Source organism: Rickettsiales bacterium Ac37b (assembly GCA_000746585.2).
Lineage (GTDB): Bacteria > Pseudomonadota > Alphaproteobacteria > Rickettsiales > Arcanibacteraceae > Ac37b.
In genome coordinates this window covers 1790136-1814285 of sequence record CP009217.2, presented here as the reverse complement: position 1 = coordinate 1814285, position 24150 = coordinate 1790136, and the positions used below count along the sequence as shown (strand labels likewise).

Sequence of the window (24150 nt, the reverse complement as noted above, 5' to 3'; positions counted from 1 at the left end):
AAGAAAATGAAGTGTAATAAATTATATTATAATTCTCTTATAAAGAGAATCCTATTAATAGGATTAACATATGCCTAGGCGTACGGATATTAAATCTATATTAGTTATAGGGGCAGGTCCTATTACTATTGGTCAAGCTTGCGAATTTGATTATTCTGGTACCCAGGCTTGTAAAGCTTTGAAGGAAGAGGGCTATAAAATAATTTTAGTTAATTCCAATCCTGCAACAATTATGACAGATCCTGATATAGCTTATATTACTTATATTGAGCCTATTACAGCTGAATTTGTAGCTAAAATTATTGCTAAAGACCGTCCAGATGCAATTTTACCAACTGTAGGAGGTCAAACAGCTTTAAATTGTGCTTTAGAGCTCGCAGATATGGGGATTTTAGAAAAATACAATGTTGAATTGATAGGTGCTAAAAGAGAAGCTATAGAAAAATCAGAAAATCGTAGATTATTTAAAGAAGCCATGGAGCGTATAGGATTAGAATGTCCTAAAAATGCTATAGTAAATTCTTTGAAAGAGGGATTAGAGGCTTTAGAATATATTGGGTTGCCTGCAATTATTCGTCCTTCGTTTACTCTTGGTGGTGCAGGAGGGGGTATTGCCTATACTAAAGAAGATTATATAGAACTTGTAAAGAGCGGTTTAGATACATCTCCAGTAAGAGAAATTCTAATAGATGAATCTGTGATCGGGTGGAAAGAATATGAGATGGAGGTAGTAAGAGATTCTGCGGATAATACTATTATAGTATGTTCAATAGAAAATATTGATCCTATGGGAGTGCATACTGGTGATAGTATCACTGTAGCCCCAGCATTGACTCTGACTGACAAAGAATATCAAACTATGCGTAACGCTTCTGTCGCTGTATTAAAGGAAATAGGCGTGAGTACTGGGGGTTCTAATGTTCAATTTGCTATTAATCCAGAAAATGGTAGGATGCTTGTTATTGAAATGAATCCTCGGGTGTCGCGTTCTTCAGCTCTTGCATCTAAGGCTACTGGGTTTCCAATTGCCAAAATTGCTGCTAAGCTTGCTGTGGGGTATAGGTTAGATGAAATAAATAACGATTGTACAAAAGTGACACCTGCTTCTTTCGAGCCTGTGATTGACTATATTGTAACTAAGATTCCAAGATTTACCTTTGAAAAATTTTCTCTTACTAAAGCAGTGTTATCAAGTTCAATGAAATCTGTTGGGGAAGTAATGGCAATTGGTAGAAGTTTTGCTGAATCGCTACAGAAGGCTTTAAGATCATTAGATATAGGACTAACAGGTCTGAATGATCTTAATTTGCAAAATAGTAATAAAGATATAATTTTAGATAAGTTAAAATTATTTACCCCAGAGCGATTATTACTGATTGCAGAAGCATTTAGGCAGGATATATCTCTTGAAGAAATTCATGAAATTACCAAATATGATAGATGGTTTTTAGAGCAGCTTAAAATGTTAGTGTACGCTGAAAATCAATTAAAAAAATATGGGCTACCTACTACCAAATATGAATTATTAAATCTAAAAAAACAAGGGTTCTCAGATCTGAGAATAGCAGAGTTATGTAAAATTGAAGCTCATGAAATTAGAAGATTACGTCATAAATTAGGTGTAAGACCAGTGTATAAAAGAATAGATACTTGTGCTGCAGAATTTGAATCTACTACACCATATTTATATTCTTGTTATGAAAGCTATGATACAGAATTAAATCAAGACACCGAATGTGAAGCTCAGCCTTCAAATCGTAAAAAAATTATGATTTTAGGTAGTGGTTCTAATCGTATAGGGCAGGGTATAGAGTTTGACTATGCATGTGTGCATGCTGTATATGCTTTCAGAGAAGCAGGTTTTGAAACAATTATGGTAAATTGTAATCCTGAAACAGTTTCAACTGATTATGATACTCCAGATAGGTTATATTTTGAACCTTTACAATTTGAAGATATAATGGAAATCATAGATAAAGAAAAATCTAATGGCAATTTTATTGGTGTAAGTTTACAGTTTGGAGGGCAAACACCTTTAAAGCTTAGCTATGCTCTTTCTTCTGCGGGGGTGTCAATTATAGGTACATCCTATGATTCTATTGATAGGGCTGAAGATAGGGAACGTTTTAAAAATCTTTTAATTGAGCATGGCTTTAATTATCCTGAAAATTTTATTTGTTATTCAGAAGAAGAAGCAAGAGAAAAAGCATCATTAATTAGTTATCCGATTGTGGCACGCCCTTCATATGTTTTGGGGGGAAGAGCAATGGAAGTATTGCATGATAATCAATCTTTTGAAGAATATTTAGATGAAAATAAAAATATTTTTTCAACTGGTCCCTTGGTTATAGATAAGTTTATTAATAATGCAATTGAGGTAGATGTTGATGCTATATGTGATGGTAAAGATGTATTTATTGCTGGTATTATGGAGCATATAGAGGAAGCTGGAATACACTCTGGAGATTCTGTATGTGCCTTGCCTTCATTTTCTTTATCGCAAGATATTATTGCTAAAATTATTACATATACGCAGTCGTTAGGGACTGCATTAAATGTCCTAGGATTTATAAATATACAATATGCTATTCAAGATAATAAGATATATATATTAGAAGTTAATACTCGTTCTAGCCGTACTGTACCATTTGTAGCAAAGACTATAGGGATACCGATAGCAAAAATTGCTGCTTTAGTAAGTCTAGATAAAAAATTATCTGATTTTGGATTAAATAGTAATATTCGTGTTGACCAATTATTAAACTATACATCAATAAAAACGCCAGTTTTTCCATTTGCAAGATTTCCTGATGTGGATATTATTTTAGGACCAGAAATGAAGTCTACTGGCGAAGCAATGGGGATTGATAAAGATTTTCCTTCAGCTTTTGCTAAATCCCAAATCAGTAGTGGTACAAAAATTCCTATAAATGGTACAGTGTTTATTTCGGTAAAAGATTATGATAAAAAAGCGGTAGTGCCTATAGCTTCTGAGTTTATTAAATTAGGGTTTAGTATTATTGCAACACGTGGAACTGGTAATTTTTTATTAGCAAAAGGGTTAGATGTTAAAATTGTAAATAAGGTTAGAGAGGGCAGTCCGCATATAGTAGATTTAATAAGCAATAATGAAGTTAAGCTTGTTGTTAATACTACAGAAAACAAGCAAGCTATACGTGATAGTTTTAGTATCAGGAGAACGGCCTTAATGAATAAGATCCCGTGTATTACAACTATATCTGGTACAAAAGCAATTATCCAATCTATTGCTAGATTAAAAAATGATAAAGAAGGTTTAGATGTATTATCTTTACAAGATTATTTTAAAGTGGTGCATAATAAACTAAAAGTTAATTTTAAGGATATATATTAGGTTATTATGTATTAAAATATAAACTAATATATTAAATGTATAATAACTTATATATAATTATTTTGCTAATAATCTCAATACATTATATGTTTTAGATATTGAATATAGTATATAGTAATTATTTATAATATAGGATAAGGAATGAATTATGAATATTAATAAATTTCCTATTACAGTAAAAGGAATTGAAGAACTTAAAGAAGAATTGAAAAGGCTTTCTACAGTATCAAGGCCTGCGGTAATAGAGGCAATTGCAGAAGCACGTGGCCATGGTGATTTATCAGAAAATGCTGAATATCATGCAGCTCGTGAAAGACAAAGTTTTATTGAAGGAAGAATTAGTGAATTAGAAGATAAATTAGCACGAGCTGATGTTATTGATATTAGTAAATTGTCTGGGGACACTGTAAAGTTTGGAGCCAAGGTTTTACTTGTAGATTTGGATACTGATGAAGAGGTAACGTATCGTATTTTAGGTGAATATGAAGCTAATTTAGAACAAGGTTTACTTTCTATTGCCTCTCCCTTAGCTCGTGCTTTAATAGGAAAAGCTCAGGGAGATAGTATAGAAGTAGTGACGCCAAAAGGAAGTAAGGCTTACGAAATATTAAAAATAGAATATTAAAGGTATATTAATGAAATTTTACATTTTTTGTTTATTAGGGATTGTTTTTTATGTAAATGATGTGTTAGCCGAATTAACGGTATGTTCTAGTATTAGACCATTATATAGTTTGGTTGAAAATATAACAAAAGACATCAATAATTCAAAATTACTAGTTTCTAAGCCTAATAGTTCTCCCCATAATTATAGCTTATCACCATCAGAGTTAAAGTTATTATCTAGCTGCGATATTATTTTTTTAATTGATAAAAATTTAGAATATTTTTTACCAAAAGCCATAGCTACAGCTGGAAAAAAAAATTTAGTGATAGTAGAACTTACAAAAGATGCTTCTATACATTTACTTAAGACTAGAGAGAAGATTATAAATAAAAATAAGGATGATACCCACCATGAGCATCATCATAGCGAAGATGATCTAGATCATCACCATCATGGAGAAAATGATTTACATATATGGCTTGATCCAGAAAATGCAAAAGCTATACTTAAAATAGTAGCTAATACACTGATGAAATATGATACTGCGCATCTAGATCAATATGTCTTGAATGCAGAAATTGCACAAGATAAAGTTACCAATCTTGATAAAGAAGTGGGGCTTAAATTACAGCCCTATAAAAATAGCTCTTATTTAGTGTTTCATGATGCTTATCAATATTTTGATACGCATTACAAATTAAATTATTTAGGAGAGTTTTCCTCATCTGGCTCTACTATTAGTGCTAAAAAATTATCTTTATTACAGGATATTATTATAAAAAATAAGGTTAAATGTATATTTTCAGAGCCTGAATTTTCCAATCATATAATAACAAAAATTGCACAAAATACTAAAATTAAAACAGGTGTGTTAGATGCTGAATGGGGTGGTAATAATACACAAAGTAATGATATATATTTTGCTTTAATGCGTAATTTAGCGGATAATTTTGTACAATGTATGAATGATCGTTAAAATATAAATTATAGTTTTTTCAGCTTCCTTAGTAGATAGGGATTATGAACGAAACCTACTTTTTGTTAGGTTGGTGGCGAAGAACACATATGCTAATTCAAAGCACGAAACTATAGTATTACAATTTATTAATGATGTTATAATATGCAAGAAAGAAAATATACAAAAATTGCGTGTATAGCTGATGATAATCAGAAATCTTTCCAGGCTTTATCTGATATGCAAGCAAAATATTGTTTTGTAAGTCTAGAAGAGAAGCCTGACATAATTATTGTGCTTGGTGGAGATGGGTTTATGTTACACAGTTTACACCATCTAATGCACCTAAACATACCGTTATATGGTATGAATGTAGGTCATATTGGCTTTTTAATGAATATCTTTTCTACTGATAATTTATTATCCCGAATAGAAAAAGCAAACATTACCTCTATTAACCCTTTGCATATGTTAGCTAGATGCAACGATAACACAGAACATATTAGGTTAGCTATTAATGAAATATATTTATTACGTGATACTAATCAAGCAGCAAGAATTAATATTTATATAAATGATATTCTACAAATTAATGAAATGGTTTGTGATGGTATTATAGTATCTACTGCTGCAGGTAGTACTGCTTATAATTTATCAGCAGGAGGACCAGTGATACCGCTTGAAGCAGATTTATTGGCTCTTACCCCTTTAAACCCTTTTCGTCCTAGAAGGTGGAAAGGTGCATTATTACCTAGTTCAGCATGTATAAAATTTGAAATATTAGAATCTGAAAAAAGATCTACAAATGCCGTTGCAGATTTTTATGAAGTAAAACATGTAATAAGTGTAGACATCAAAAAGTCAGATGATCAAAAAATTAATCTATTATTTGATGAAGGGCATAGTTTGGAGGAAAGGATTATCAGAGAGCAATTTTCATTCTGAATCATTAATTAATTCTTGGTATATTGTGTCCACATTGATAGAAAGCTTTTTAGAGATAAAACTATATAAATTATGTTTATGCAAAATATGGTTTGGGTTATTAGGGAATAGTTGTATAATTTGACATGTATTATTGGTGTTAGTATTTTTTGTGTCTGAATAATTAACATCATTAACATGGTACATATTTATATTCTCTCATCAATATTAAATAGAAACATTAGACAGCAAATATTCTAATTATCTTATTTATAATGCCTAATTTAGCTCTATGGGCCTAATTTGGTAAAGAGCAATATATTACTATAAGTAATTATAGTTTTTTAATTTAAATTATGTCGGCATTGTTTATTTCTAATCAGCTATGTGCTAATTTATAGTAAATTGATTTGAATTCGGAACGTTGTTCTTTGCTCTCCTACTCTTTGTAGGCTTTGCTTATCACTCCTAGTCCCAAATACAACTTAATTTACTATATAGTTTGTATCCTATATATAAAGAAATTAATATATAAACTCTTTTATATAAAATTAATCAATATATGAAAGGAATATACGGTTGAAAGGTTAAGAAAATGTTAATAATAAATTAAATTATTATTATATATGTTATTAATATTAATATTTTAAATCTATTAGCCATTTTTTAATTTTAAGATAAGAATTTTTGTATAGGGGCAAAAGTTTTTCGGTGATATTTACAGATACCATAAGAATTTATAGCGTTTATATGATCTTTAGTGCCGTAGCCTACATTAGTGTTCCAATTATACATGGGAAACTCTTTAGCCAAATCGTACATTATTTGGTCTCGAGTAACTTTTGCAATAATAGAAGCAGCTGCTATTGATAAACTTTGGCTATCTCCTTTTACGATATTTACTATTTCTGGAACGTTTAATTGTAATTTAGCATTACCATCCAATAATAAAGTTGAGGGCTTTGAGCGTAGCTGTTCTATAGCCCTATTCATCGCTATAGTTGTAGAAGCAGTTATTTTAAAGAGGTCTATTTCTTCGACGGATACAATACCTATACCAAAATCAGCAACTTGGATCAATTTTTGAAAAATAAGAGTACGTTGTTTAATTGTTAATTTTTTTGAATCATTAATGCCTTCAGGAATTGCATTTGGGTCTAAAATAACTACTGCGGCAACCATAGGTCCTGCCCACGGGCCTCTTCCGGCTTCATCTATACCAGCTACCGGTTTATTTAAATATTGATATTTAGATTCTATTAATAAATGGGGCTTATATATCATTTTTACCACAAACTTTTAATAACCTTATTATAAAGTATCGATGAATGAACACTAGGTTGAATCACCATCAAAATTCTTGTACCATAATTAAAGTTCCAATATTTTTAAGAGTAACTTAATTAAGAGGAGAGAAGATTATGAATAAGGAAATTTTACGATATTCAGCAATCTTAGCAATATCCTTGACATCCTGCACGAGTATATCGAAATTAGATAGAATGTCAATTAGTGGTAATGATTTTAATTCTTCGTTGGCACAAAATTATAGATCTCTAGCCAATTATGAAGCAAATCAAGATGATTGGGTAAGTGCTTATAGATACGCTAACAAAGGTTTGGCTAGTGTAAAAGGTAAAGAAGTGTTGCCTACAAATATTTCTAAATGTATGAATGCAGCAAATAAAGCAGAATTAATTGAAGGAAGAGCGCAATTAGTATCTTTCTTGACCGAAAATAATAAAATGAATATGCCAAAACGTACAGCAGATGCTCAAGCATATTTTGATTGTTGGGTAGAAGAAAGCAATGAAGGATGGCAAATTGATCGTATTAATTTATGTAAAAATGGCTTTGTCTCCTCATTAACAGATGGAGGTACTGGGGGTGGTATAACATCTAATGATCATATAATCTATTTTGGCCTAAATAGTACTCATCTTGGAGGTTATGATCAAAAAATTATAGCAAATCTAGCTAAAAATATTAAGCATCAAGGTATAAAATTAGTAAAAGTAAAAGGATATGCTGATACTACAGGATCTAAGCAATATAACTACAAAATCTCTCAAAAGAGGGCTGAAGTAGTAAAAGGTGCATTAGTAAAGCATGGTGTACAAAATAAATTGGTCAAAACAGAAGCTTTTGGTCAAAGTAATTTAGCAATTCCTACTGCTGATAATATAGCTGAAAAGAGAAATCGTAGAGTGGAAATTGATATAGTAAAATAAATATTATTTGAGGATTAAATGAGAGTTAAGTTAATTAATTATGTATTATGTGGAATCTTATTCAAGGTAGTTTTGAGTGGTTGTACTAAAATTGAAGATGTACGCAGAGTAACACCTCATGGTAATAACTTTCAAAAAGCTTTAGTTACATATTATTTAAAATTTGCTGAAAAAGAAGCTGCACAGTATGATTGGCTTGACTCTCAACACTTTACGAATAAAGCTATGAAATTAGCATATGGTAAAAATGTACTACCAGAAGATCCAAAAAAATGGAATATTCCCAGTGATATTTTGTTACAAATGCAGCAAGCAAGAGATAGTTTAATATCATTGTTAAAAAATAAAAATTTAATAGAAAAATATCCTGAAATTGTAGCTAAAACCCAGTTTTATTTTGATTGCTGGGTAGAAGAGCAAGAAGAAAATTGGCAAGCAGAAGATATAAAATTATGTTGTAATAATTTTTATAAATATTTTAATGAATTATCAAATAATAAGCCTACCAAAATTAAATGCATAAAGCCTAATTGTTCTAATGCTCAGAAACAACTGAATATAGTAAAGCAGACACATAATTTTGAGAATTTCATTTATAGTTTAAAATTTCTTCCAAAGGATAATAAAGTTACAAATGTAATGGATCATCAGATTCAAAAAATTATATCAAACAGTAAAAAAAATAATAAACGTATAATCATTAATAGCTATAGTAACAAACTTTCCAATGAAAAAGCTAATATTATACTTGCTCAGTCTAGGGCAGAAAACGTAAAACAAAAATTAAAAGCAAGTGGTATAGCAGGTGATCGTATAGAAATGTATGCTTTTGTAGAAGATAAACCTATGATTAGCAATCCTACAAACATGCTAGAAATTATCATTTCAGATTAGTGGTTAATGGTACCTATTAATAAAGCTTTTATCAGCAATCTTTTGATCTAATTTTATGCTATATTTCGGTAATTTTTTTGCTAATATTACTAATATTAGCTGCAAAAACTCACTTATATACCCTAAAATTATTTTCAGAATCTTATCTAAAAATATTGTGAACAGTGCACAGTAAATTGATTTGGACTTGCGGACTCGGTTATAGCTCAAAGCTCTTTTACTATTTTTGTAGGCTTTGCTTTATTCTTAGCCTACTCTCACATACTACTTAATTTACTATAATTTGCAGCTTGTTTTCTTTATCTCTGTATTTTCTCTATAAGTTTTGTCATTTTTTTCTACCACTTTAATAATATATTGTTTTTCATTAGTAATTTTATTTAATATTAATAGTTATAAAATTAATATTTTAAATTTGAAAATATGAATATTTTATTATATATTTTGTGTATAAATTATTAAATTTATATAAGTTTATATTATTAAAATAACTATAAGGTACAAAATGAAAAATTCCGGAATTAAGTTGTCTAATGTTGGTGAAATAGTTAAGATATGTAACAAATACACTGAGATAGACACTAAAAATTTTTTAAATCTTATGGAAGATAATCATTATTCCTCACGCAAAAAAATGCATGAAGCAGCTAAGTGTGGAGATTTAAAGAAAATTCAATATTTACGCTCCAAGGGTGTATCAGCTGAAATTAAAGATGAGCAAGGTAAAACAATATTACATATTTCTATTATTTATAATAAGAAAGAAATAGTAGAGTATCTATGTGAGCAAGGTGTAGAGAAAAATGTACAGGATAATAATGGTATGACGCCTCTACATCATGCTGTGACTAAAAGTAATTTAGATATTGTAAAAGTTTTACTTCCAAATGTTGATAAAGTTGCAAAAGAAAGTATAGAGGCAAAAGATCAAATACAAGACTTACAAATAAAGTATATCAATACCACGGATCATGAAAAGAAGACAGCTTTGCATTATGCTCTTTCTTTGAAGAATATAAAAATAATTCAATTCATGAAAAGAAGACAGCTTTGCATTATGCTCTTTCTTTGAAGAATATAAAAATAATTCAATTTTTAGTTGAGCAAGGAGCTAATATAAATGCACAAGATAAGGATGGTATAACACCACTACATCTTGCTGCTGCCTCTGGTAATAAAGAAATAGTGAAGTATTTATGTGAACAAGGTGCAGTAAAAAATGCACAAGATAAGGATGGTATAACACCACTACATCTTGCTGCTAATAATAACCGTCTAAGAATTGTAGAGTATCTATGTAGGCAAGATGTAAGCAAAGATGCGCAAAATAATCATGGTAATACTCCATTACATATTGCTGTTAATAATAATCACATAGAAGTTATGAAATATTTGTGTAAGCAAAGATGCGCAAAATAATCATGGTAATACTCCATTACATATTGCTGTTAATAATAATCACATAGAAGTTATGAAATATTTGTGTAAGCAGGGTGCTAAAATAAATGTACAGAATAAGGATAGTATGACGCCTTTCCATTATTCAATAGGTAATGGTTATGAGCAGATGAGTAAACTTTTATATGATAAATACAGAGTAAATATTAAATGTACAAATGGGGTAGGTATACATTATTTACATTTAGCATCTAGAAATGGCCATGTTCAAATGGTTAATTGGTTATTAACCTTACCAGAAACAAAAATTAATTATCAAGACCATGAAGGTAAATCAGCAATGCACTGGGCAGCTGCAAACGGTAATGTTAAAATAATACGATTATTAAAAGAACATAAAGCAAAACTGGATATTCCAGATAATATAAATCGTACTCCTTTGCATTATGCTGCTAAAAATGGGCATTTAGAGGTGATGCGTAACTTATTGCCAGAACCAACAAAAATGTTAATCTTCATTACTAAAAACCGGGATAAATTATCAAAAGAACAAAAATCTTTTATTAATATTCAAGATCGTGAAGGTAGAACAGCACTACATTATGCTGTATGTAATGGTTCAAAAGAAAATGTAAAATTTCTCTTGTCTCGAGGTGCTGAGGTGAATTTAAAAGATACACATGGAAAGACTGCCTTGGATTACGCGAATCAGGATTTAGTATCTTTATTAAAAAATCATTTGGAAAAAGCTTGTGATAAGAACAACAATCTTAGAGATAATAATAAACAAAACAGAATAGGAGTTAAAAGGACAGAATCGTTACACGTTCAGGCAAGTAATCAGAAGGGAGAAGCTACTAAACCGAATATTCCAGTTAGGAGTTCATCATTACGTTCTAATGATCAGGTATCATTTGTTGAAAAAGTACAGGAAAATAAGAGTTCATCATTCCGTTCTAATCATCAAGGATCATTTGTTAAAAGAGTGCAGGTAAAAAAAGTAGGGAAACCAACAATAGCTATAAAGCCTATGATGCAGTTAACGGATGAGCAAGCAAATAATGATAAGGTAAAAACTAAACCGAAGCTTCCAGTTAGGAGCTCATCATTACGTTCTAATGGTGGGGTGTCATTTGTTGAAAGGGTAAATAGAGAGAGTAGTGTAGAGGAATTGACTAATTTAATTATGCGGGGGGGGTGATATTAGTGCATACATAAATAAATAATAAAAACCTTAATATAATGTATATGATCAGTATTATATACATTATATTAGCAATATTAATTGAAATATTTTTAATGTCTAATATCAAAATTCAGCAAAAATATTTTCTACTAATTTAAGATGATACTACTCAATACAATACTATAGTAGATTTATTTACATTCGGGACACAGTTAGCTCAAAGCTCTTCTACTATTTAGTTTCGCTCTATCGCTCCTCGTCCCAAATACAACTTAATTTACTATATATAGTTCTAGCATATGCGCCACTCTTCGCTAACCTAACAAAAAGTAAGTTTTGCTCATCATTCCTATTTGCTAAGGAGGCTGAAAAAACTATAACCAATGTTCCTTAATTATTTATGTTCTTTTTTCCAAATAATATAAGCAGAGCTCATGGTAATAATCATTGTTCCTGTAATACTCCATATATCGATTTGATCACCAAACCATACTGTACCAATTATTGTACTAAATAATATACGGCTAAAATCAAATGGTGCTAAAACAGATAAATTTGCATACTGAAATGCCTTAAACACAGCAATTAAGTGTATAAAATAAAAAGAAGCTAATACTAGAATCCAAGGTAAATGCCATAATTCTAAAGGTTTCCATTCTTTGATTGCAATTGGTGCGGATAATAATGTTGCAAATAACGAAATATAAAATAGATATTGGACAGATTTTTCTGTTCTACCTAGTAACTTTACTGCTAAATTGTCAAATGACCAAATTATAGCGGCTCCAAGTACCCATAAAGAATAAATGTTAAAATTATGTGCTCCAGGGCGCAGAGTAATAATTGCTCCTATAAAACCTATGATAAGGGCAATAATGCCGTTAACATTTAAGAATTCTTTTAAGAAAATTACTGCAATTAATGTTACAAATAATGGTTCAGTAAACCCTATAGCTACAGCATTCGCAAGAGGCATGTATTGTAACGATTTTACATATATAAGAGCTGCAGCAATGCTTAAAAAAGAACGTATAAAATATAGTTTAATTTTACTAGTTTTGAGTTGATAAAATCCAGTAAAAGCTACCCATATAAATAAACATACCCAAACTACAAACTTATATAAAAAGACGATTTGAGCGCTACTTAAACTAGAACATAATTCTTTAATTGTGGCACTTTGAATGGATAGATTTAAATTATTTACTAATATCCATATAATACCATATATACTATGTTTTGCTACATCATGTACCATATATCCCGCTTTTGACAAAATTTTTCTCCAAGTTACAGTTATCTTTTTAAATTTAAGTGAATAAGTATAGGTGCAGAAACAAAAATTGAAGAATAAGTACCTATGATTATACCAAAAAATACTACCAGACTAAAACTCCTAATCGATTCACCTCCAAAAAATATTAATGCTATTGTAGCAAGGAGGGTTGTTAAAACAGTAAGTATAGTACGTGATAAAGTATTGTTTATACTCATGTTAATTAATTCGCTGATTGATAATTTACGATATTTACGTATATTTTCTCTAATACGGTCATAAATTACAACAGAATCATTAACTGAATAACCAATTATAGTCAAGATAGCAGCAACAGATGTAAGATTACATTCAAGTCCTGCAAAACTCATGAAACCGATGGCAACGATTGCATCATGTATAAGCGCTATAATAAGTCCTATACCATATTGCCATTCAAATCTAACCCATATATACAGCATAATAGATAAAAATGATAGTAAAATAGCATAAATACCATTTCTAGTTAATTCCTGCCCAACTTGAGGGCCAACATAATCTATTTTCCTATACTCTATTTTTCCTGGAAAATGGCTTGTAATCGCAGATTTTATTAATTCTATATCTTGTTGTTGTGAATGATTATTAATATTTTTAGCAAGTCTAATCATAATATAACTATTATCGTTGCTAAAGTTTTGAAGAGAAATTTCTCCAATATTTAAATTATTTAATATATTCCTTAATTTTGTTAAATCAGGGGCAGGTTGTATTCTAGCTTCTATTAATACTCCTCCAGAAAAATCTATACCATAATTTAATCCTTTAGTAGCGATAGATAAGATAGATAAGATAATTAAAATAGCTGTAAATATAAAACTGATATAACGCTTTTGCATGAAATCAATATTAGTATTATCAGATATAAATCTTATTGCAGGTATTTTCATAAATTTTCTATAATATATTATTAGTTATTTTAGTCTTTTTATTTAATAATATTGAAATAGTTTCAATACCAACAGAAAACATCATAGAAAAATATAAGTATCCTTTTGGTATATATATGTTGAAACCATTCGCTACTAAAAATACTCCGAGTAACATAATAAAGGCTAGAGCCATGATTTTGATATTTTGGTATTTATATATAAAATCGCTAACTGCTTTTGAAGACACAATCATCACTATCATAGCAATGACCACGGCAGTAACGATAATAGGTAAATGGTTAGACATACCAACAGCAGTAATGACAGAATCAAATGATAAAATAAAATCAATCAAAATTACTTGAAAAATTGCGTGCCAGAAAGATCGTGGAGTATTATCCATATGAGGAACAGTCTGTCCTTTTTCTTGAAATAAAGTAATAAATTCTAATAATGGTTTAATAATAAGAAATAAACCCCCAAAAATTAAGAGTAAAGACTTACCAGAAAATTCATAATGAAAGAATGTGAACAATGGTTGCGTTAGCGTAATAATTTTTGAGGCACTCATCAACATTAATACACGTAATATTAACGCTAGGCTTAGACCGATAAACCTAACTTTAAAGCGATCTTTTTCATTTAAGGATTGAACAAGTAGAGCTATAAATATGACGTTATCTATACCGAGTACTATTTCAAGTCCGGTTAAAATAAATAAATTCAACAAATTTTCAAAAGTAAATAATAATTCCATTTCACTAATTTATGACTTAGCACAAGCTTCGTCATTCTATAGTTTTTTATCTGTTTGTCCAGAAAGATTTTATAATTTTATTTAATAAAATTATAAAGATCAGTTTAAGTAAATTATATGTATCGGAGCAGAAACAAATTATGTCTGTCCATAATTTAAATCAATACTGCAAGTTATTATGAGTATATATAGAACTATAGTAAATTAAATTGTATTTGGGACTAGGCTAAGAATAGAGCGAAAATTACAAATATAGTAGTCTCAAATGAAGATGCATATGTAGTCATTCGTCGCTCTCCTAGCAATTAGTAGGCGTAGGCTCCTCATTCCGAGTGTCATCTCCATTTAAAACTACTATACTAGGAGAGCTTTGAGCTAACTATGTCCGCAAGTTCAAATCAATTTACTATAGGTAAAATTGTTAGTCAATTTCATCTATATTATGTTAGCTAAGCTCAGCTATATTATTATGAATATTACCTACAAAGCTACAGGTATGAAAATCTGCTATATTATGATTATCAGAGATATATATGTCTTGAGCTTGAATAATGCTATTTTCACACGTAAAATGTTCTGCTTTGATTATAATTGCTTTTTCTGAGTTAATTATACTATCAGCTATATGTAAGGTTACAGAATTGAATTTGATCTCTTCCTGCGTATATATCTTATCTGTAATTGTCATAGATTGTGATGCCATATTGAGTATAGAGAATTTTTTGAAAGTATCTTTTGAGCTACCACATGTAAAAATGTTTGACATAAAACTTTTCCTTTAATACATTAATATTTTATAAATAAATTTTTAATATATAGTATTAAGAATAATTAGTAAACTCTAAACAAATTATTTATTTAGAGTTTAATATGTAGATAGCTGGGGTGCTAAAAACCCATAGTATATAATTAAACATATGTGCTTTAATTAGGCGATGCTTCTGCTAAAATAACCTTGCTTGCCTAAAATGGTAATATTAAAGCATCATTATAAGCCATCGTTAGTGGTATATTCATTATCTGCTCCATGATGGACCAGCTTCAGGAGAAGGGGATCTAGATCTTGTAGCCATTTCAGTAAAGTTTAATTTATCAGGTATATTATTACTAGAAGTTGATATTGGATTTTCTATATTATTAAGTTTTTTTAATTTATTTATATGCGATGAAGAATCAGAAGTATTATCTATTTGACGTTTATTACTTGATATGTTTTGAGGTGGTTGATTTTCATTCATAGATTGATTTGAAGTAATTTGATTTTCTATATTTAGCTTATTGTATAATGGCAAAGTCTTCTTAGCTTCAGGTATTTTGTTAATAATTATCTTATATTCTTCTAGTGTAGGTATTTCTCCTTTATAATTAGGTAAATGTTTTTCAATAAGTATTATAATAAATTGATTAATGATTGATAAAACTACTTGTTCAGAGGAAGTAAGTTTAGTAGGCTCAGAAATATTTAACATATTTATTAAAATATCCATCAAGCCTTCTTTTTCTTTTTTCTCCATCTTCATGAGTGCTTTATCTGTATAAAATATATCAATCATTTCTTCTACAATAGGTATAACATTAATTTCATTAATAGCTTCTTTTTGCGCTTCTTTTGCGTGCATCTCTGCAATATATTCAGCAAATTTGTCTAATAACTTAGGATCAATTTCTTCAGCGCTATTAATAATTTGAATCCAAACTCCAGGTATGCAAGCACTATTATCTTCACCATAAGCAGTAGATGCTATAAAAATCTGTTTAGCCAATTTAAACTCTTGTTGCTCTCTCCATATATCTTCTATATCTTTTTGGGTTATCTGATAAAATAATGTAGCTATTTCTTCTTCTGTTAATTCCGAAAGTAAATCATGTAATCGTGTAGAAATTTTTAAATTTTCTGCAGAAATATTATCTTTTTTCAAGAGAGATTTTATTAGAGTTAAATTATTTTCTACAAATTCGGCATTATTTCTGAGTAGTGTAACACATAACTCTTGCTTTTCTCTTCTTGGTATATTTATTTTATCAATCAATGAGACTATTAAGCCAATAGATTCGGGAATGGTAATATATGCTTCATTACCTTCACTCCAATTATATTGTAGAGGTTTAGTAGCATAAATTGTATCATAATTATTATGACAGTCTTTATGTAAATAATTATTGTTTAGCACCATTGTCACCTTATTTTTTATTATCTGAACAAATTCATGAGGACTTGGCGTGAGTGTAGGTTCAATGTTCTTTAATGCACTTTTGATATCTTGTTCTGTTAAATCCAGTAAATTGATATTACCTTCCTTAAATAAATTAGATAAATTATTTTTATAATACTCAGCTTTTACTTCTAGCTCCTCTTTACTTAAATTTGTAAAATTTTTTAGTTCTTGAGTAATAAAATTTCCTTTTTTGACTATGTTAGAATCGTGAACAGAGTGTTCACTACGAAGAATATTTTGTATTTTATGCGTATCATATTTTACATTAGGAATTAAGTCATGCTCAAAAAATAATTTTAACATCTCAGGATAATTAGTATAAAAATCCTCTATTGTATGACCATTTTGAGCAGTGTTAATTAAAAATGGATATTCAGATGAATGTGTTATTATATATTTTATTTCTTCAATACTATTATTTTCTGCTAAATTAAATACTACCTTTCTTATTGCTGCGCTCAAATCAAACGTAGGATCACCTTTGTTCTTTTTTAACACTTGACATTCTTTAATAAATTCTTTGTGAAAATGATTTTTTATTATGAGGTTAGGATATTGTTCTAGAGTATTCAGTATTAAGCTTAAGGTATAGTAAATTAAGTTGATAAAGACATGATATATGATATATTAAAAAGCTCATAAACCCAAAACAGTAGAAGCAATGGCATATTCCTTAGATTTACGTAAAAAAGTAATTCACTATGTTAATAAAGGTTATACCAGAGAAGAAGCTGCAAGAATTTTTGGCATAGGTGAAAGAACAATTTATAGATGGTTATCGAGATCGAAATCCGGGAATTTAGCAGCCACACGAGCAGCTAAGCCATGGAAGAAGCTTGATCCAATCAAATTATTAAACGAGGTGTCTAAAAACAGCAATTGGCTATTATCTGATTTTGCAAAGGTTTTTAATGTGTCTACAGCTGCTATCTGTTTGGCATTCAAGACTTTGGGGATCACACGAAAAAAAAGACCACACTCTATCGTGAACGGGATGAAGCAAAACGGCAATTATTTTTGGCAGCTATCGCAAACTATAAAGCGGAAGATATAGTTTATATTGATGAGAGTGGAATTGATAGCTATTTGTACTATTCTTGGGGATACAGTCTCAGAGGAAGTAAAGTTTATGGTGATATCTCAGGTAAAAAACATGATTGAGAAAGCTTTATTGCAGGTAAGGTTGGGAAGAAAATTATTGCGCCAATGTGTTTCAAGGGCACATGTAATACAGAAGTTTTTAACGAGTGGGTTAGTCAGTGTTTGGTGCCCGAACTAAGATTTGGTCAAGTTGTAATACTTGATAATGCAACGTTCCATAAGTCAGCTAGAACTAGGAATTTAATAGAAGATATAGGCTGTAAACTTTTATTCTTACCACCTTACTCTCCTGATCTCAACCCAATTGAAAAATATTGGGCTCATTTAAAAGCTAAAATCAAACCTATCATTACTAATTTTAATAACCTTAGCGATGCTATTGATTATGGCTTCTCTATGCCATTCTCAACTTAATTGACTATAATTTGAGATGAACGAGATAAATCTATAATTTTCAATTTTAGCAAATGTTTTGATACTAAAAGATGCATTATGCCTTGATCTGTTATTCTAGAGCAGTGCGATATTTCCAAATTTTCTAAGTTAGAAAAATTTGAAGAATCTGAAATAGAAGCGAGTCCGATATCAGTAATTGAATTACAGTTGCTTAGATATAAATCTTCTAAATTAGAAAAATTTTTAGAATTTGCAATAGCTGTGAGTGCAGTATCAGTTATAGAACATCCTGATAAGTCTAACCCTCGTAAATTATAAATACAATTCGATGTTGTAAGAGCCTCTATTCCCTTATCTGTTATTTCAGCACAATAAGAAACATCCAAACCTTGTAAATTATGTTGGAAAGATGCAATATACATTAGTCCATGATCAGTAATAGAACACCCTGATAGCTTTAAATTTTCTAAATTTTCAAGAAATTTAGATTCTACCATAGCCTTTAACCCATGATCAGTAATTAAATCACAATAAGTTAAGTATAAATTTTCTAAGTTAGAAAAATTTGGTGAATTTGCAACAAATGCAAGGCCGTCATCAGTTATAGAGCACTCTGATAAATCTAAGCTTAAGAGATTTTTGATATAGCGCGAGTTTGCAGTGCTTTTATTCCCTCATCTGTTATTGCAGGGCCTGTATATAGTTCTAAATCTTTTAAGTTAATAAAGTTTTGAGCATTCGCAATAATTGCCAACCCCTTATCAGTAATAGAGGTTCCTGATAAGTCTAAACTTTCTAATTTTAGAATATATTTTGAGGTGGATAAATATTTTATTCCTTCATCCTTTACTAGTAAATGTCCTGAAAGATCCAAATGTTGTAGATTATAACAATTTGGTGAATTTGCAATAGTTTTAAGATGATCATCATTTATATCAAAGTCAAATTGTATAGAAGTAATAGTATTATCTTCTGAATTGCAAAATTCTTCAAATTCTCTTTGATTATTTATGATTTTTGTCATGACTACCTTTTTTATCCAATAAAATTATATAATTAATAAATTAACTTCTAATATTAATATAAATTAATATATTAGTCAATCAAATAATTAATGATTATTAACCATTTATTATAATAAAATAATAAATTACTTTAGAAGGAGTTTCAGTTTTTTAGATTCTATAATCTCTTTTTGTGAATCAGAATTAGCATCATATATTTCTTTTTTATCCTGATTAGATAAAACTGATTTTTCTTGATCCAAGTATTTAAATATTTGTTCGCGTGCCAGTTAAGCAAATTCAAATCAATTGACTATACTACTAAGGAAGCGGACAAAACTATAGTGGCAAGAAATTAGGTCATACCCGTGAAAACGGTTATCTCATGAGCAGGTGCATTACTAGATTACTGCCTTCGCGGTAAGGGGGGTGTATGGTTCCAAATAGGCGAAAAGTACAAAAGGATGGAATGAGCACTCTTTTCTTTACTATGGCCATTAATTTGGAGAGTTATTAGGTATAATTTTTTGCTGTTTATGCCATAACTTGGCATAATGATTATTTTGTTCAAGTAATTGTTCATGAGTACCGCGTTCAACAATATAGCCATCATTAATAACTATAATTTCATTAGCATCAACAATAGTTGATAAACGGTGAGCTATGATAAGAGTTGTATGATTTTTTGATAATTCTTTTAAACTATCCTGTATGGCTTTTTCAGTAGTTGTATCAAGAGATGAAGTATATTCATCAAAAATATAAATATAAGGTTTTTTTAAAATTGTTCTAGCTATAGCTATACGCTGTTTTTCACCACCTGAGAGTTTAAGTCCACGCTCTCCAACTGTTGTATTATACCCTTCTGGTAAAGATACTATAAACTCATGTATGTATGCTTTTTTAGCTGCTTCAATGATTTCTTCGTAAGTAGCATCTAAGTTTCCATATAAAATATTATAATATATTGTCTCATTGAATAAAACTATATCTTGGGGTACTACACCTATTGCTTGTCGTAAAGAATGCTGTGTTACCTGGCGTATATCTTGTCCATCGATCATAATTTGACCATTAGTTACGTCATAAAATCTAAAGAGAAGTCTTGTAATTGTTGACTTTCCAGAGCCGCTATATCCAATAATAGCTAGGGTTTTACCTTGTTCAATTATAAAATTTATATCTTTTAAAATATGCCTATCTGAATCATATGAAAAACTGACTTTATCAAACACTACTTTTGCAGTAGATATTTTTAGAGGCTTATTATTTGGATCATCTGTTATTTCTGTCTTAATATCTAGCAAACTAATCATTTGCTCCATGTTAATTATGGCGCTTTTTATTTCTCTATAAGCAAAACCAAGTAAGTTTAATGGTATAGATAATTGTATTATATAAGTATTAACTAGAACAAAATCTCCGATAGTCATAGTACCATTTTTTATTCCTATACCAGCTAAGAGCATTATTGCAACAAGTCCAAGAGCAATAATCACTCCTTGTGCAATATTTAGAACTGATAAAGTAGCAAAGCTCTTTACAGCAGCATTTTCATATTTAAGTAGAGATTGGTTAAATTTTTGTGACTCATAACTTTCGTTCCCATAATATTTGACAGTTTCAAAATTTAGCAAACTATCAATAGCTTTGCTATTAGATTGATTATCTTGTTCATTCATCTCTCTTACAAACGAAATACGCCAGTTACTTATCCATAATGTAAATAATATATAAATGATCATGGTGGTTAAAGTAATTATAGCAAAAGAAATACCGTAAATAGCCCATAAAATTCCACAAACTAATAGAATTTCAAAGCTAGTTGGAATAATATTAAAAATAGAAAAACGTAAAATAGTTTCAATACCTTTAGTTCCTCGTTCAATAGATCTACTTATATCCCCCGTTTTTTTATTGATATGAAATTTTAAGCTTAAATTATGCATATGTTCAAATATTTTTAATGCAATCATACGTGTTGCACGCTGACCTACTCTTGCAAATATCATGTCTCTAAGTTCAGAAAAGACTACCGAAAATATCCTTGCACTCCCGTAGGATAATAAGATTGCTATGAATATTATTTCATTAGATTTGTTAGATAGAGCATCTAAAGTGTATTTATAACTAACTGGTATAGCTAAACTAATAATTTTTGCTACTATCAGGCAAATAATTGAGAGAATTACTCTAAGACGAATGTTTCGTTCATCAGCCCATAAATATTGTAATAAAAAAGCAAGTGTTTTGAGTTTATTAGAACTAGCTTGAGAAAATTTCATATAAATTTTAACCAAATTGATAATAATTAAGAGGTATATAAATATTTTTATACAATAGTTTTTCTTTTTTGCAATCACTAAACTAACCAGTATAGTAATAGCTATTATAAGGTTCTTAGCACCTAGTTGCTATAAATCCGTTTTTGACTCTTTGTCTGCAAATGATAGCTTGATTTTTACAATATAAACGATATTGTTGCAAATCAAACTATAATTTTCGCTCAAAATCCTCTAGAAATATGCTCTTTACAAAATTAGATGCTCAGAACCTCAGTGATTTATAATAAATTTTATATTTAATATATTATTAATAAGGAATAATATCTTTCTATCATTCTTAATAATCCCATCTCAGGTTTAATTAGTTAAATTTATTTAATTTTTATTTATTATTCTCAAGTAATATAAAATTTATGGTTGATATTTATTTTTTGATTATGTATCCTACAAATATTAAATAAATTAAAGAAAGGAAAGAAATATGATTAATATTAATTCTAATTATGATCCTAATACTAATCGTTATACCATTTATGACTTTAGTAGTGAAAATTTAAAATATATTACTCTCACTTCTTCTCCTGAGCACAGAGAGGTACTTCGTAATATTCTAGATAATAGGGTTAATACAAATGCTCAAGTTTATGGAGATGCGCATACTCAAGCATCTACAGATGAGCAACTCAATGCAAGAGTTGCAGCTAAGCAAGCTTGGTTTAATAGAGGAGATAATGAAGATTTTCATCGTACTTTTTTAGTAGAATACGAAGGAGAATATATTGGATACGTTAATTTTGGTACCTCTGCTAATGTATATGTAAATGGCCAAGTGGCAGATGAAGGTGGTGCCTTATTTTTACCTACAATTAGTAATGAATTGATTTCTGAAGCTTTAAGGGCGGTATATGTTGATTATACTAATGATTTATCCACAAGATTTCCTGAGCAGCATCCTTCTACTGAATTTTTATATACAATCAGTCAAAGTAACTCATTGTATAATGCTATGGAAGCCTCTAGCTCAGGTTTAGACCATGTAATTTTTAATGATAATGATGCTTATATTCGTAGTGCTCTATTAACAGGTGTAGCAGGTGGGGAGCCACGTTTCCAAATTAATGAAGAAGACCAGTTTATTGGAGAAAGAAATTCAACCGGTTCTTATCGTGAAGTTGAAGTGTTTCATCATCATTATGAATCTCTTGAGCTATTATTAGGAGAAATTAAAGGAGAATTATAGAGAAACAAGACAGCTGGATGCTGGATGTTTATTATTTTATCTTCTGATTCTTAACATTTGCCTATGATGCCTGCTTTTGCAGGTATCATAGGAAATTTAGAATTATATATTCCAGTATTATTATATATTTCATTAAAATTAAAAAAAGGTACTTCCATAAATAGTATTTTATAGCTATAAATAAATATAGAGTGAAAATATTCTATCTATAGCTTAAGCTTCTTTGCACCTACTTGATTAAAAGTCCCATATTATTTATATATTAAAACCTATACTAGGAGTTATCTAACATGGTATTTGATAAACCTATATTTCAGAAAATTAGCAAATTATTTACAAAATCTGAGCCTAAAGCTTCTTATCCTTATTATTCATATTTATATAATAATCAAGAGCCTTATTGGATACCAAAAAATTATCAGAAATTTTCTGAAGAAGCTTATGCACGTAATGTTATTGCATACAGGGCCATTAACATAGTGGCACAAGGGGCAGCTAGCGTGCCATGGTTATTACATAAGGCATCTAAAAACGATATGCACGAAATTAAAAGTCATTCCCTTTTAACTTTATTACAACAGCCTAATCCTTCATATGCAGGTGCTGAATTCTTTGAAAATCTGTATGCTTATCGTATGATTAGTGGTAACGCTTTTATAAATATAATAGAGGATCAATATTCAAAACGTAAAGAATTACATATATTACGTCCTGATCGTGTTACAGTAGTATCTGGTAAAAAAGGAGTAGGGGGATACTATTATAGTACTAGTGAGGAAGAAAAAAGATTTTTTCCAGTAAACAGTATAACAGGTAAAAGCCAAATATTGCACCTTAGGACATTTCATCCTACAGATGATTGGTATGGATTATCGCCACTGGAAGCTGCAGCTTATAGCATCGATCAACATAATAATGCTGCAATATGGAATCAATCTTTATTACAAAATGGAGCAAGGCCTAGCGGCGCTGTTATAGTAAAAGCTAATAATAGCGGATATAATGGTAACTTAACTGAAGAACAATATCAGCACTTAAAAGAACAAATTGAAGAAAAATATATGAGTAGCGCTAATGCTGGGCGTCCATTATTGCTAGAAGGAGGTTTGGAATGGCAAGAAATGAGCCTATCGCCTAAAGATATGGATTTTATAGAAGCAAAAAATAGTGCAGCTCGTGATATAGCACTCGCCTTTGGAGTACCGCCACAATTGCTAGGTTTACCTGGTGACAATAAATATAGTAATATGCAAGAAGCAAGGCTTGCCTTATGGGAAGATACTATATTACCCCTTTTAGATCATACTATCGATGCGCTGAATCACTGGCTAGGTGTACAATTTCAAGGGTTGATGGAAGAAAAAAAGAGTATATAAGTAAGAGCTAGGGATATAAT

The 24150-nt window shown here is 29.8% G+C and carries 23 protein-coding genes; 13 read left to right on the top strand and 10 right to left on the bottom strand.

Features of this window, described 5'->3' with window-relative positions; all coding sequences use genetic code 11:
* Window positions 1–70: 70 nt before the first annotated feature.
* From carB to ppnK, 4 genes are all read left to right on the top strand, one after another.
* Window positions 71–3373: a Carbamoyl-phosphate synthase large chain gene (gene carB / locus NOVO_08905; GenBank protein ID AIL66100.1), complete on the top strand. Its 3303-nt coding sequence runs from the start codon at window positions 71–73 to the stop codon at window positions 3371–3373.
* A 148-nt stretch (window positions 3374–3521) separates the two neighbouring features.
* Window positions 3522–3998, top strand: coding sequence for a Transcription elongation factor GreA (gene greA / locus NOVO_08900; GenBank protein AIL66099.1), 477 nt, complete (start codon window positions 3522–3524; stop codon window positions 3996–3998).
* Window positions 3999–4008: 10 nt separating this feature from the next.
* Window positions 4009–4956, top strand: coding sequence for a High-affinity zinc uptake system protein znuA precursor (gene znuA / locus NOVO_08895; protein AIL66098.1), 948 nt, complete (start codon window positions 4009–4011; stop codon window positions 4954–4956).
* Between the two features lie 144 nt (window positions 4957–5100).
* Window positions 5101–5880: a putative inorganic polyphosphate/ATP-NAD kinase gene (gene ppnK / locus NOVO_08890; GenBank protein AIL66097.1), complete on the top strand. Its 780-nt coding sequence runs from the start codon at window positions 5101–5103 to the stop codon at window positions 5878–5880.
* Here the strand turns inward: ppnK and NOVO_08885 are convergent.
* Window positions 5872–6066 carry a hypothetical protein gene (locus tag NOVO_08885; GenBank protein AIL66096.1) on the bottom strand — a complete coding sequence of 65 codons (195 nt, stop codon included), beginning with the start codon at window positions 6064–6066 and terminating at the stop codon, window positions 5872–5874. The genes ppnK and NOVO_08885 overlap by 9 nt on opposite strands.
* A 465-nt stretch (window positions 6067–6531) precedes the next feature.
* Complete coding sequence (gene rnhB, locus NOVO_08880; protein AIL66095.1) at window positions 6532–7143, bottom strand: Ribonuclease HII; 612 nt, start codon at window positions 7141–7143, stop codon at window positions 6532–6534.
* A 137-nt stretch (window positions 7144–7280) separates the two neighbouring features.
* Here rnhB and NOVO_08875 point away from each other — a divergent pair, with 137 nt between their 5' ends.
* The 5 genes from NOVO_08875 (at window position 7281) to NOVO_08855 (ending at window position 11583) form a co-directional block, all read left to right on the top strand.
* Window positions 7281–8090, top strand: coding sequence for an Outer membrane protein (locus NOVO_08875; protein ID AIL66094.1), 810 nt, complete (start codon window positions 7281–7283; stop codon window positions 8088–8090).
* Window positions 8091–8108: 18 nt separating this feature from the next.
* Entirely contained in the window at window positions 8109–8984 is an 876-nt protein-coding gene (locus NOVO_08870) for an OmpA family protein (protein ID AIL66093.1), read from the top strand.
* A 505-nt stretch (window positions 8985–9489) separates the two neighbouring features.
* Window positions 9490–10056 carry an Ankyrin repeat protein gene (locus tag NOVO_08865; GenBank protein AIL66092.1) on the top strand — a complete coding sequence of 189 codons (567 nt, stop codon included), beginning with the start codon at window positions 9490–9492 and terminating at the stop codon, window positions 10054–10056.
* The gene (locus tag NOVO_08860; GenBank protein AIL66091.1) at window positions 10035–10403 is read left to right on the top strand and encodes an Ankyrin repeat protein; all 369 of its coding nucleotides are present in this window, start codon (window positions 10035–10037) and stop codon (window positions 10401–10403) included. The genes NOVO_08865 and NOVO_08860 overlap by 22 nt, the downstream gene beginning before the upstream one ends.
* A gap of 52 nt (window positions 10404–10455) precedes the next feature.
* A complete protein-coding gene (locus NOVO_08855) occupies window positions 10456–11583 on the top strand; it encodes an Ankyrin repeat protein (protein ID AIL66090.1) in 1128 nt (375 codons plus the stop codon).
* 379 nt (window positions 11584–11962) lie between these two features.
* Here NOVO_08855 and NOVO_08850 read toward each other — a convergent pair whose 3' ends face one another.
* The 5 genes from NOVO_08850 to NOVO_08830 all read right to left on the bottom strand — a co-directional run bounded on the left by NOVO_08850 (window position 11963) and on the right by NOVO_08830 (window position 17226).
* Window positions 11963–12844 carry an EamA-like transporter family protein gene (locus tag NOVO_08850; GenBank protein ID AIL66089.1) on the bottom strand — a complete coding sequence of 294 codons (882 nt, stop codon included), beginning with the start codon at window positions 12842–12844 and terminating at the stop codon, window positions 11963–11965.
* Between the two features lie 20 nt (window positions 12845–12864).
* Entirely contained in the window at window positions 12865–13773 is a 909-nt protein-coding gene (gene secF / locus NOVO_08845) for a preprotein translocase subunit SecF (GenBank protein ID AIL66088.1), read from the bottom strand.
* 7 nt (window positions 13774–13780) lie between these two features.
* Window positions 13781–14512, bottom strand: coding sequence for an Integral membrane protein TerC (yoaE, locus tag NOVO_08840; GenBank protein AIL66087.1), 732 nt, complete (start codon window positions 14510–14512; stop codon window positions 13781–13783).
* 445 nt (window positions 14513–14957) lie between these two features.
* Window positions 14958–15278, bottom strand: coding sequence for a hypothetical protein (locus tag NOVO_08835; GenBank protein ID AIL66086.1), 321 nt, complete (start codon window positions 15276–15278; stop codon window positions 14958–14960).
* Between the two features lie 250 nt (window positions 15279–15528).
* Window positions 15529–17226, bottom strand: coding sequence for a hypothetical protein (locus NOVO_08830; GenBank protein AIL66085.1), 1698 nt, complete (start codon window positions 17224–17226; stop codon window positions 15529–15531).
* 163 nt (window positions 17227–17389) lie between these two features.
* On the opposite strand from NOVO_08830, the gene NOVO_08825 reads away from it, so the two are divergent.
* Window positions 17390–17782, top strand: a complete 393-nt coding sequence (locus NOVO_08825) for a Transposase (GenBank protein ID AIL66084.1) — start codon at window positions 17390–17392, stop codon at window positions 17780–17782.
* 152 nt (window positions 17783–17934) lie between these two features.
* Entirely contained in the window at window positions 17935–18243 is a 309-nt protein-coding gene (locus NOVO_08820) for a hypothetical protein (protein ID AIL66083.1), read from the top strand.
* On the opposite strand, the gene NOVO_08815 is transcribed toward NOVO_08820, so the two are convergent.
* From NOVO_08815 to NOVO_08805, 3 genes are all read right to left on the bottom strand, one after another.
* The gene (locus tag NOVO_08815; GenBank protein ID AIL66082.1) at window positions 18240–18722 is read right to left on the bottom strand and encodes a Leucine-rich repeat protein; all 483 of its coding nucleotides are present in this window, start codon (window positions 18720–18722) and stop codon (window positions 18240–18242) included. The genes NOVO_08820 and NOVO_08815 overlap by 4 nt on opposite strands.
* A 131-nt stretch (window positions 18723–18853) precedes the next feature.
* Window positions 18854–19249: a hypothetical protein gene (locus NOVO_08810; protein ID AIL66081.1), complete on the bottom strand. Its 396-nt coding sequence runs from the start codon at window positions 19247–19249 to the stop codon at window positions 18854–18856.
* A gap of 477 nt (window positions 19250–19726) precedes the next feature.
* Window positions 19727–21514, bottom strand: a complete 1788-nt coding sequence (locus tag NOVO_08805; GenBank protein ID AIL66080.1) for a Putative multidrug export ATP-binding/permease protein — start codon at window positions 21512–21514, stop codon at window positions 19727–19729.
* Window positions 21515–21995: 481 nt separating this feature from the next.
* Between NOVO_08805 and NOVO_08800 the strand changes: the two genes are divergently transcribed.
* The gene (locus NOVO_08800) at window positions 21996–22754 is read left to right on the top strand and encodes a hypothetical protein (protein ID AIL66079.1); all 759 of its coding nucleotides are present in this window, start codon (window positions 21996–21998) and stop codon (window positions 22752–22754) included.
* 290 nt (window positions 22755–23044) lie between these two features.
* Window positions 23045–24130, top strand: coding sequence for a phage portal protein, HK97 family (locus NOVO_08795; protein AIL66078.1), 1086 nt, complete (start codon window positions 23045–23047; stop codon window positions 24128–24130).
* The last annotated feature ends 20 nt before the right edge of the window (window positions 24131–24150 follow it).

What these genes read in the sequence shown, in the direction of transcription:
- NOVO_08835 (AIL66086.1), bottom strand. Translation starts at nt 15,278, where the DNA reads ATGTCAAACATTTTTACATGTGGTAGCTCAAAAGATACTTTCAAAAAA.
- NOVO_08810 (AIL66081.1), bottom strand. Translation starts at nt 19,249, where the DNA reads ATGACAAAAATCATAAATAATCAAAGAGAATTTGAAGAATTTTGCAAT.
- NOVO_08855 (AIL66090.1), top strand. Translation starts at nt 10,456, where the DNA reads ATGAAATATTTGTGTAAGCAGGGTGCTAAAATAAATGTACAGAATAAG.
- NOVO_08805 (AIL66080.1), bottom strand. Translation starts at nt 21,514, where the DNA reads ATGAAATTTTCTCAAGCTAGTTCTAATAAACTCAAAACACTTGCTTTT.
- greA (AIL66099.1), top strand. Translation starts at nt 3,522, where the DNA reads ATGAATATTAATAAATTTCCTATTACAGTAAAAGGAATTGAAGAACTT.
- ppnK (AIL66097.1), top strand. Translation starts at nt 5,101, where the DNA reads ATGCAAGAAAGAAAATATACAAAAATTGCGTGTATAGCTGATGATAAT.
- NOVO_08865 (AIL66092.1), top strand. Translation starts at nt 9,490, where the DNA reads ATGAAAAATTCCGGAATTAAGTTGTCTAATGTTGGTGAAATAGTTAAG.
- NOVO_08825 (AIL66084.1), top strand. Translation starts at nt 17,390, where the DNA reads ATGGCATATTCCTTAGATTTACGTAAAAAAGTAATTCACTATGTTAAT.
- NOVO_08870 (AIL66093.1), top strand. Translation starts at nt 8,109, where the DNA reads ATGAGAGTTAAGTTAATTAATTATGTATTATGTGGAATCTTATTCAAG.
- NOVO_08800 (AIL66079.1), top strand. Translation starts at nt 21,996, where the DNA reads ATGATTAATATTAATTCTAATTATGATCCTAATACTAATCGTTATACC.
- NOVO_08795 (AIL66078.1), top strand. Translation starts at nt 23,045, where the DNA reads ATGGTATTTGATAAACCTATATTTCAGAAAATTAGCAAATTATTTACA.
- yoaE (AIL66087.1), bottom strand. Translation starts at nt 14,512, where the DNA reads ATGGAATTATTATTTACTTTTGAAAATTTGTTGAATTTATTTATTTTA.
- znuA (AIL66098.1), top strand. Translation starts at nt 4,009, where the DNA reads ATGAAATTTTACATTTTTTGTTTATTAGGGATTGTTTTTTATGTAAAT.
- NOVO_08885 (AIL66096.1), bottom strand. Translation starts at nt 6,066, where the DNA reads ATGTACCATGTTAATGATGTTAATTATTCAGACACAAAAAATACTAAC.
- NOVO_08820 (AIL66083.1), top strand. Translation starts at nt 17,935, where the DNA reads ATGTGTTTCAAGGGCACATGTAATACAGAAGTTTTTAACGAGTGGGTT.
- NOVO_08815 (AIL66082.1), bottom strand. Translation starts at nt 18,722, where the DNA reads ATGGTAGAATCTAAATTTCTTGAAAATTTAGAAAATTTAAAGCTATCA.
- rnhB (AIL66095.1), bottom strand. Translation starts at nt 7,143, where the DNA reads ATGATATATAAGCCCCATTTATTAATAGAATCTAAATATCAATATTTA.
- carB (AIL66100.1), top strand. Translation starts at nt 71, where the DNA reads ATGCCTAGGCGTACGGATATTAAATCTATATTAGTTATAGGGGCAGGT.
- secF (AIL66088.1), bottom strand. Translation starts at nt 13,773, where the DNA reads ATGAAAATACCTGCAATAAGATTTATATCTGATAATACTAATATTGAT.
- NOVO_08875 (AIL66094.1), top strand. Translation starts at nt 7,281, where the DNA reads ATGAATAAGGAAATTTTACGATATTCAGCAATCTTAGCAATATCCTTG.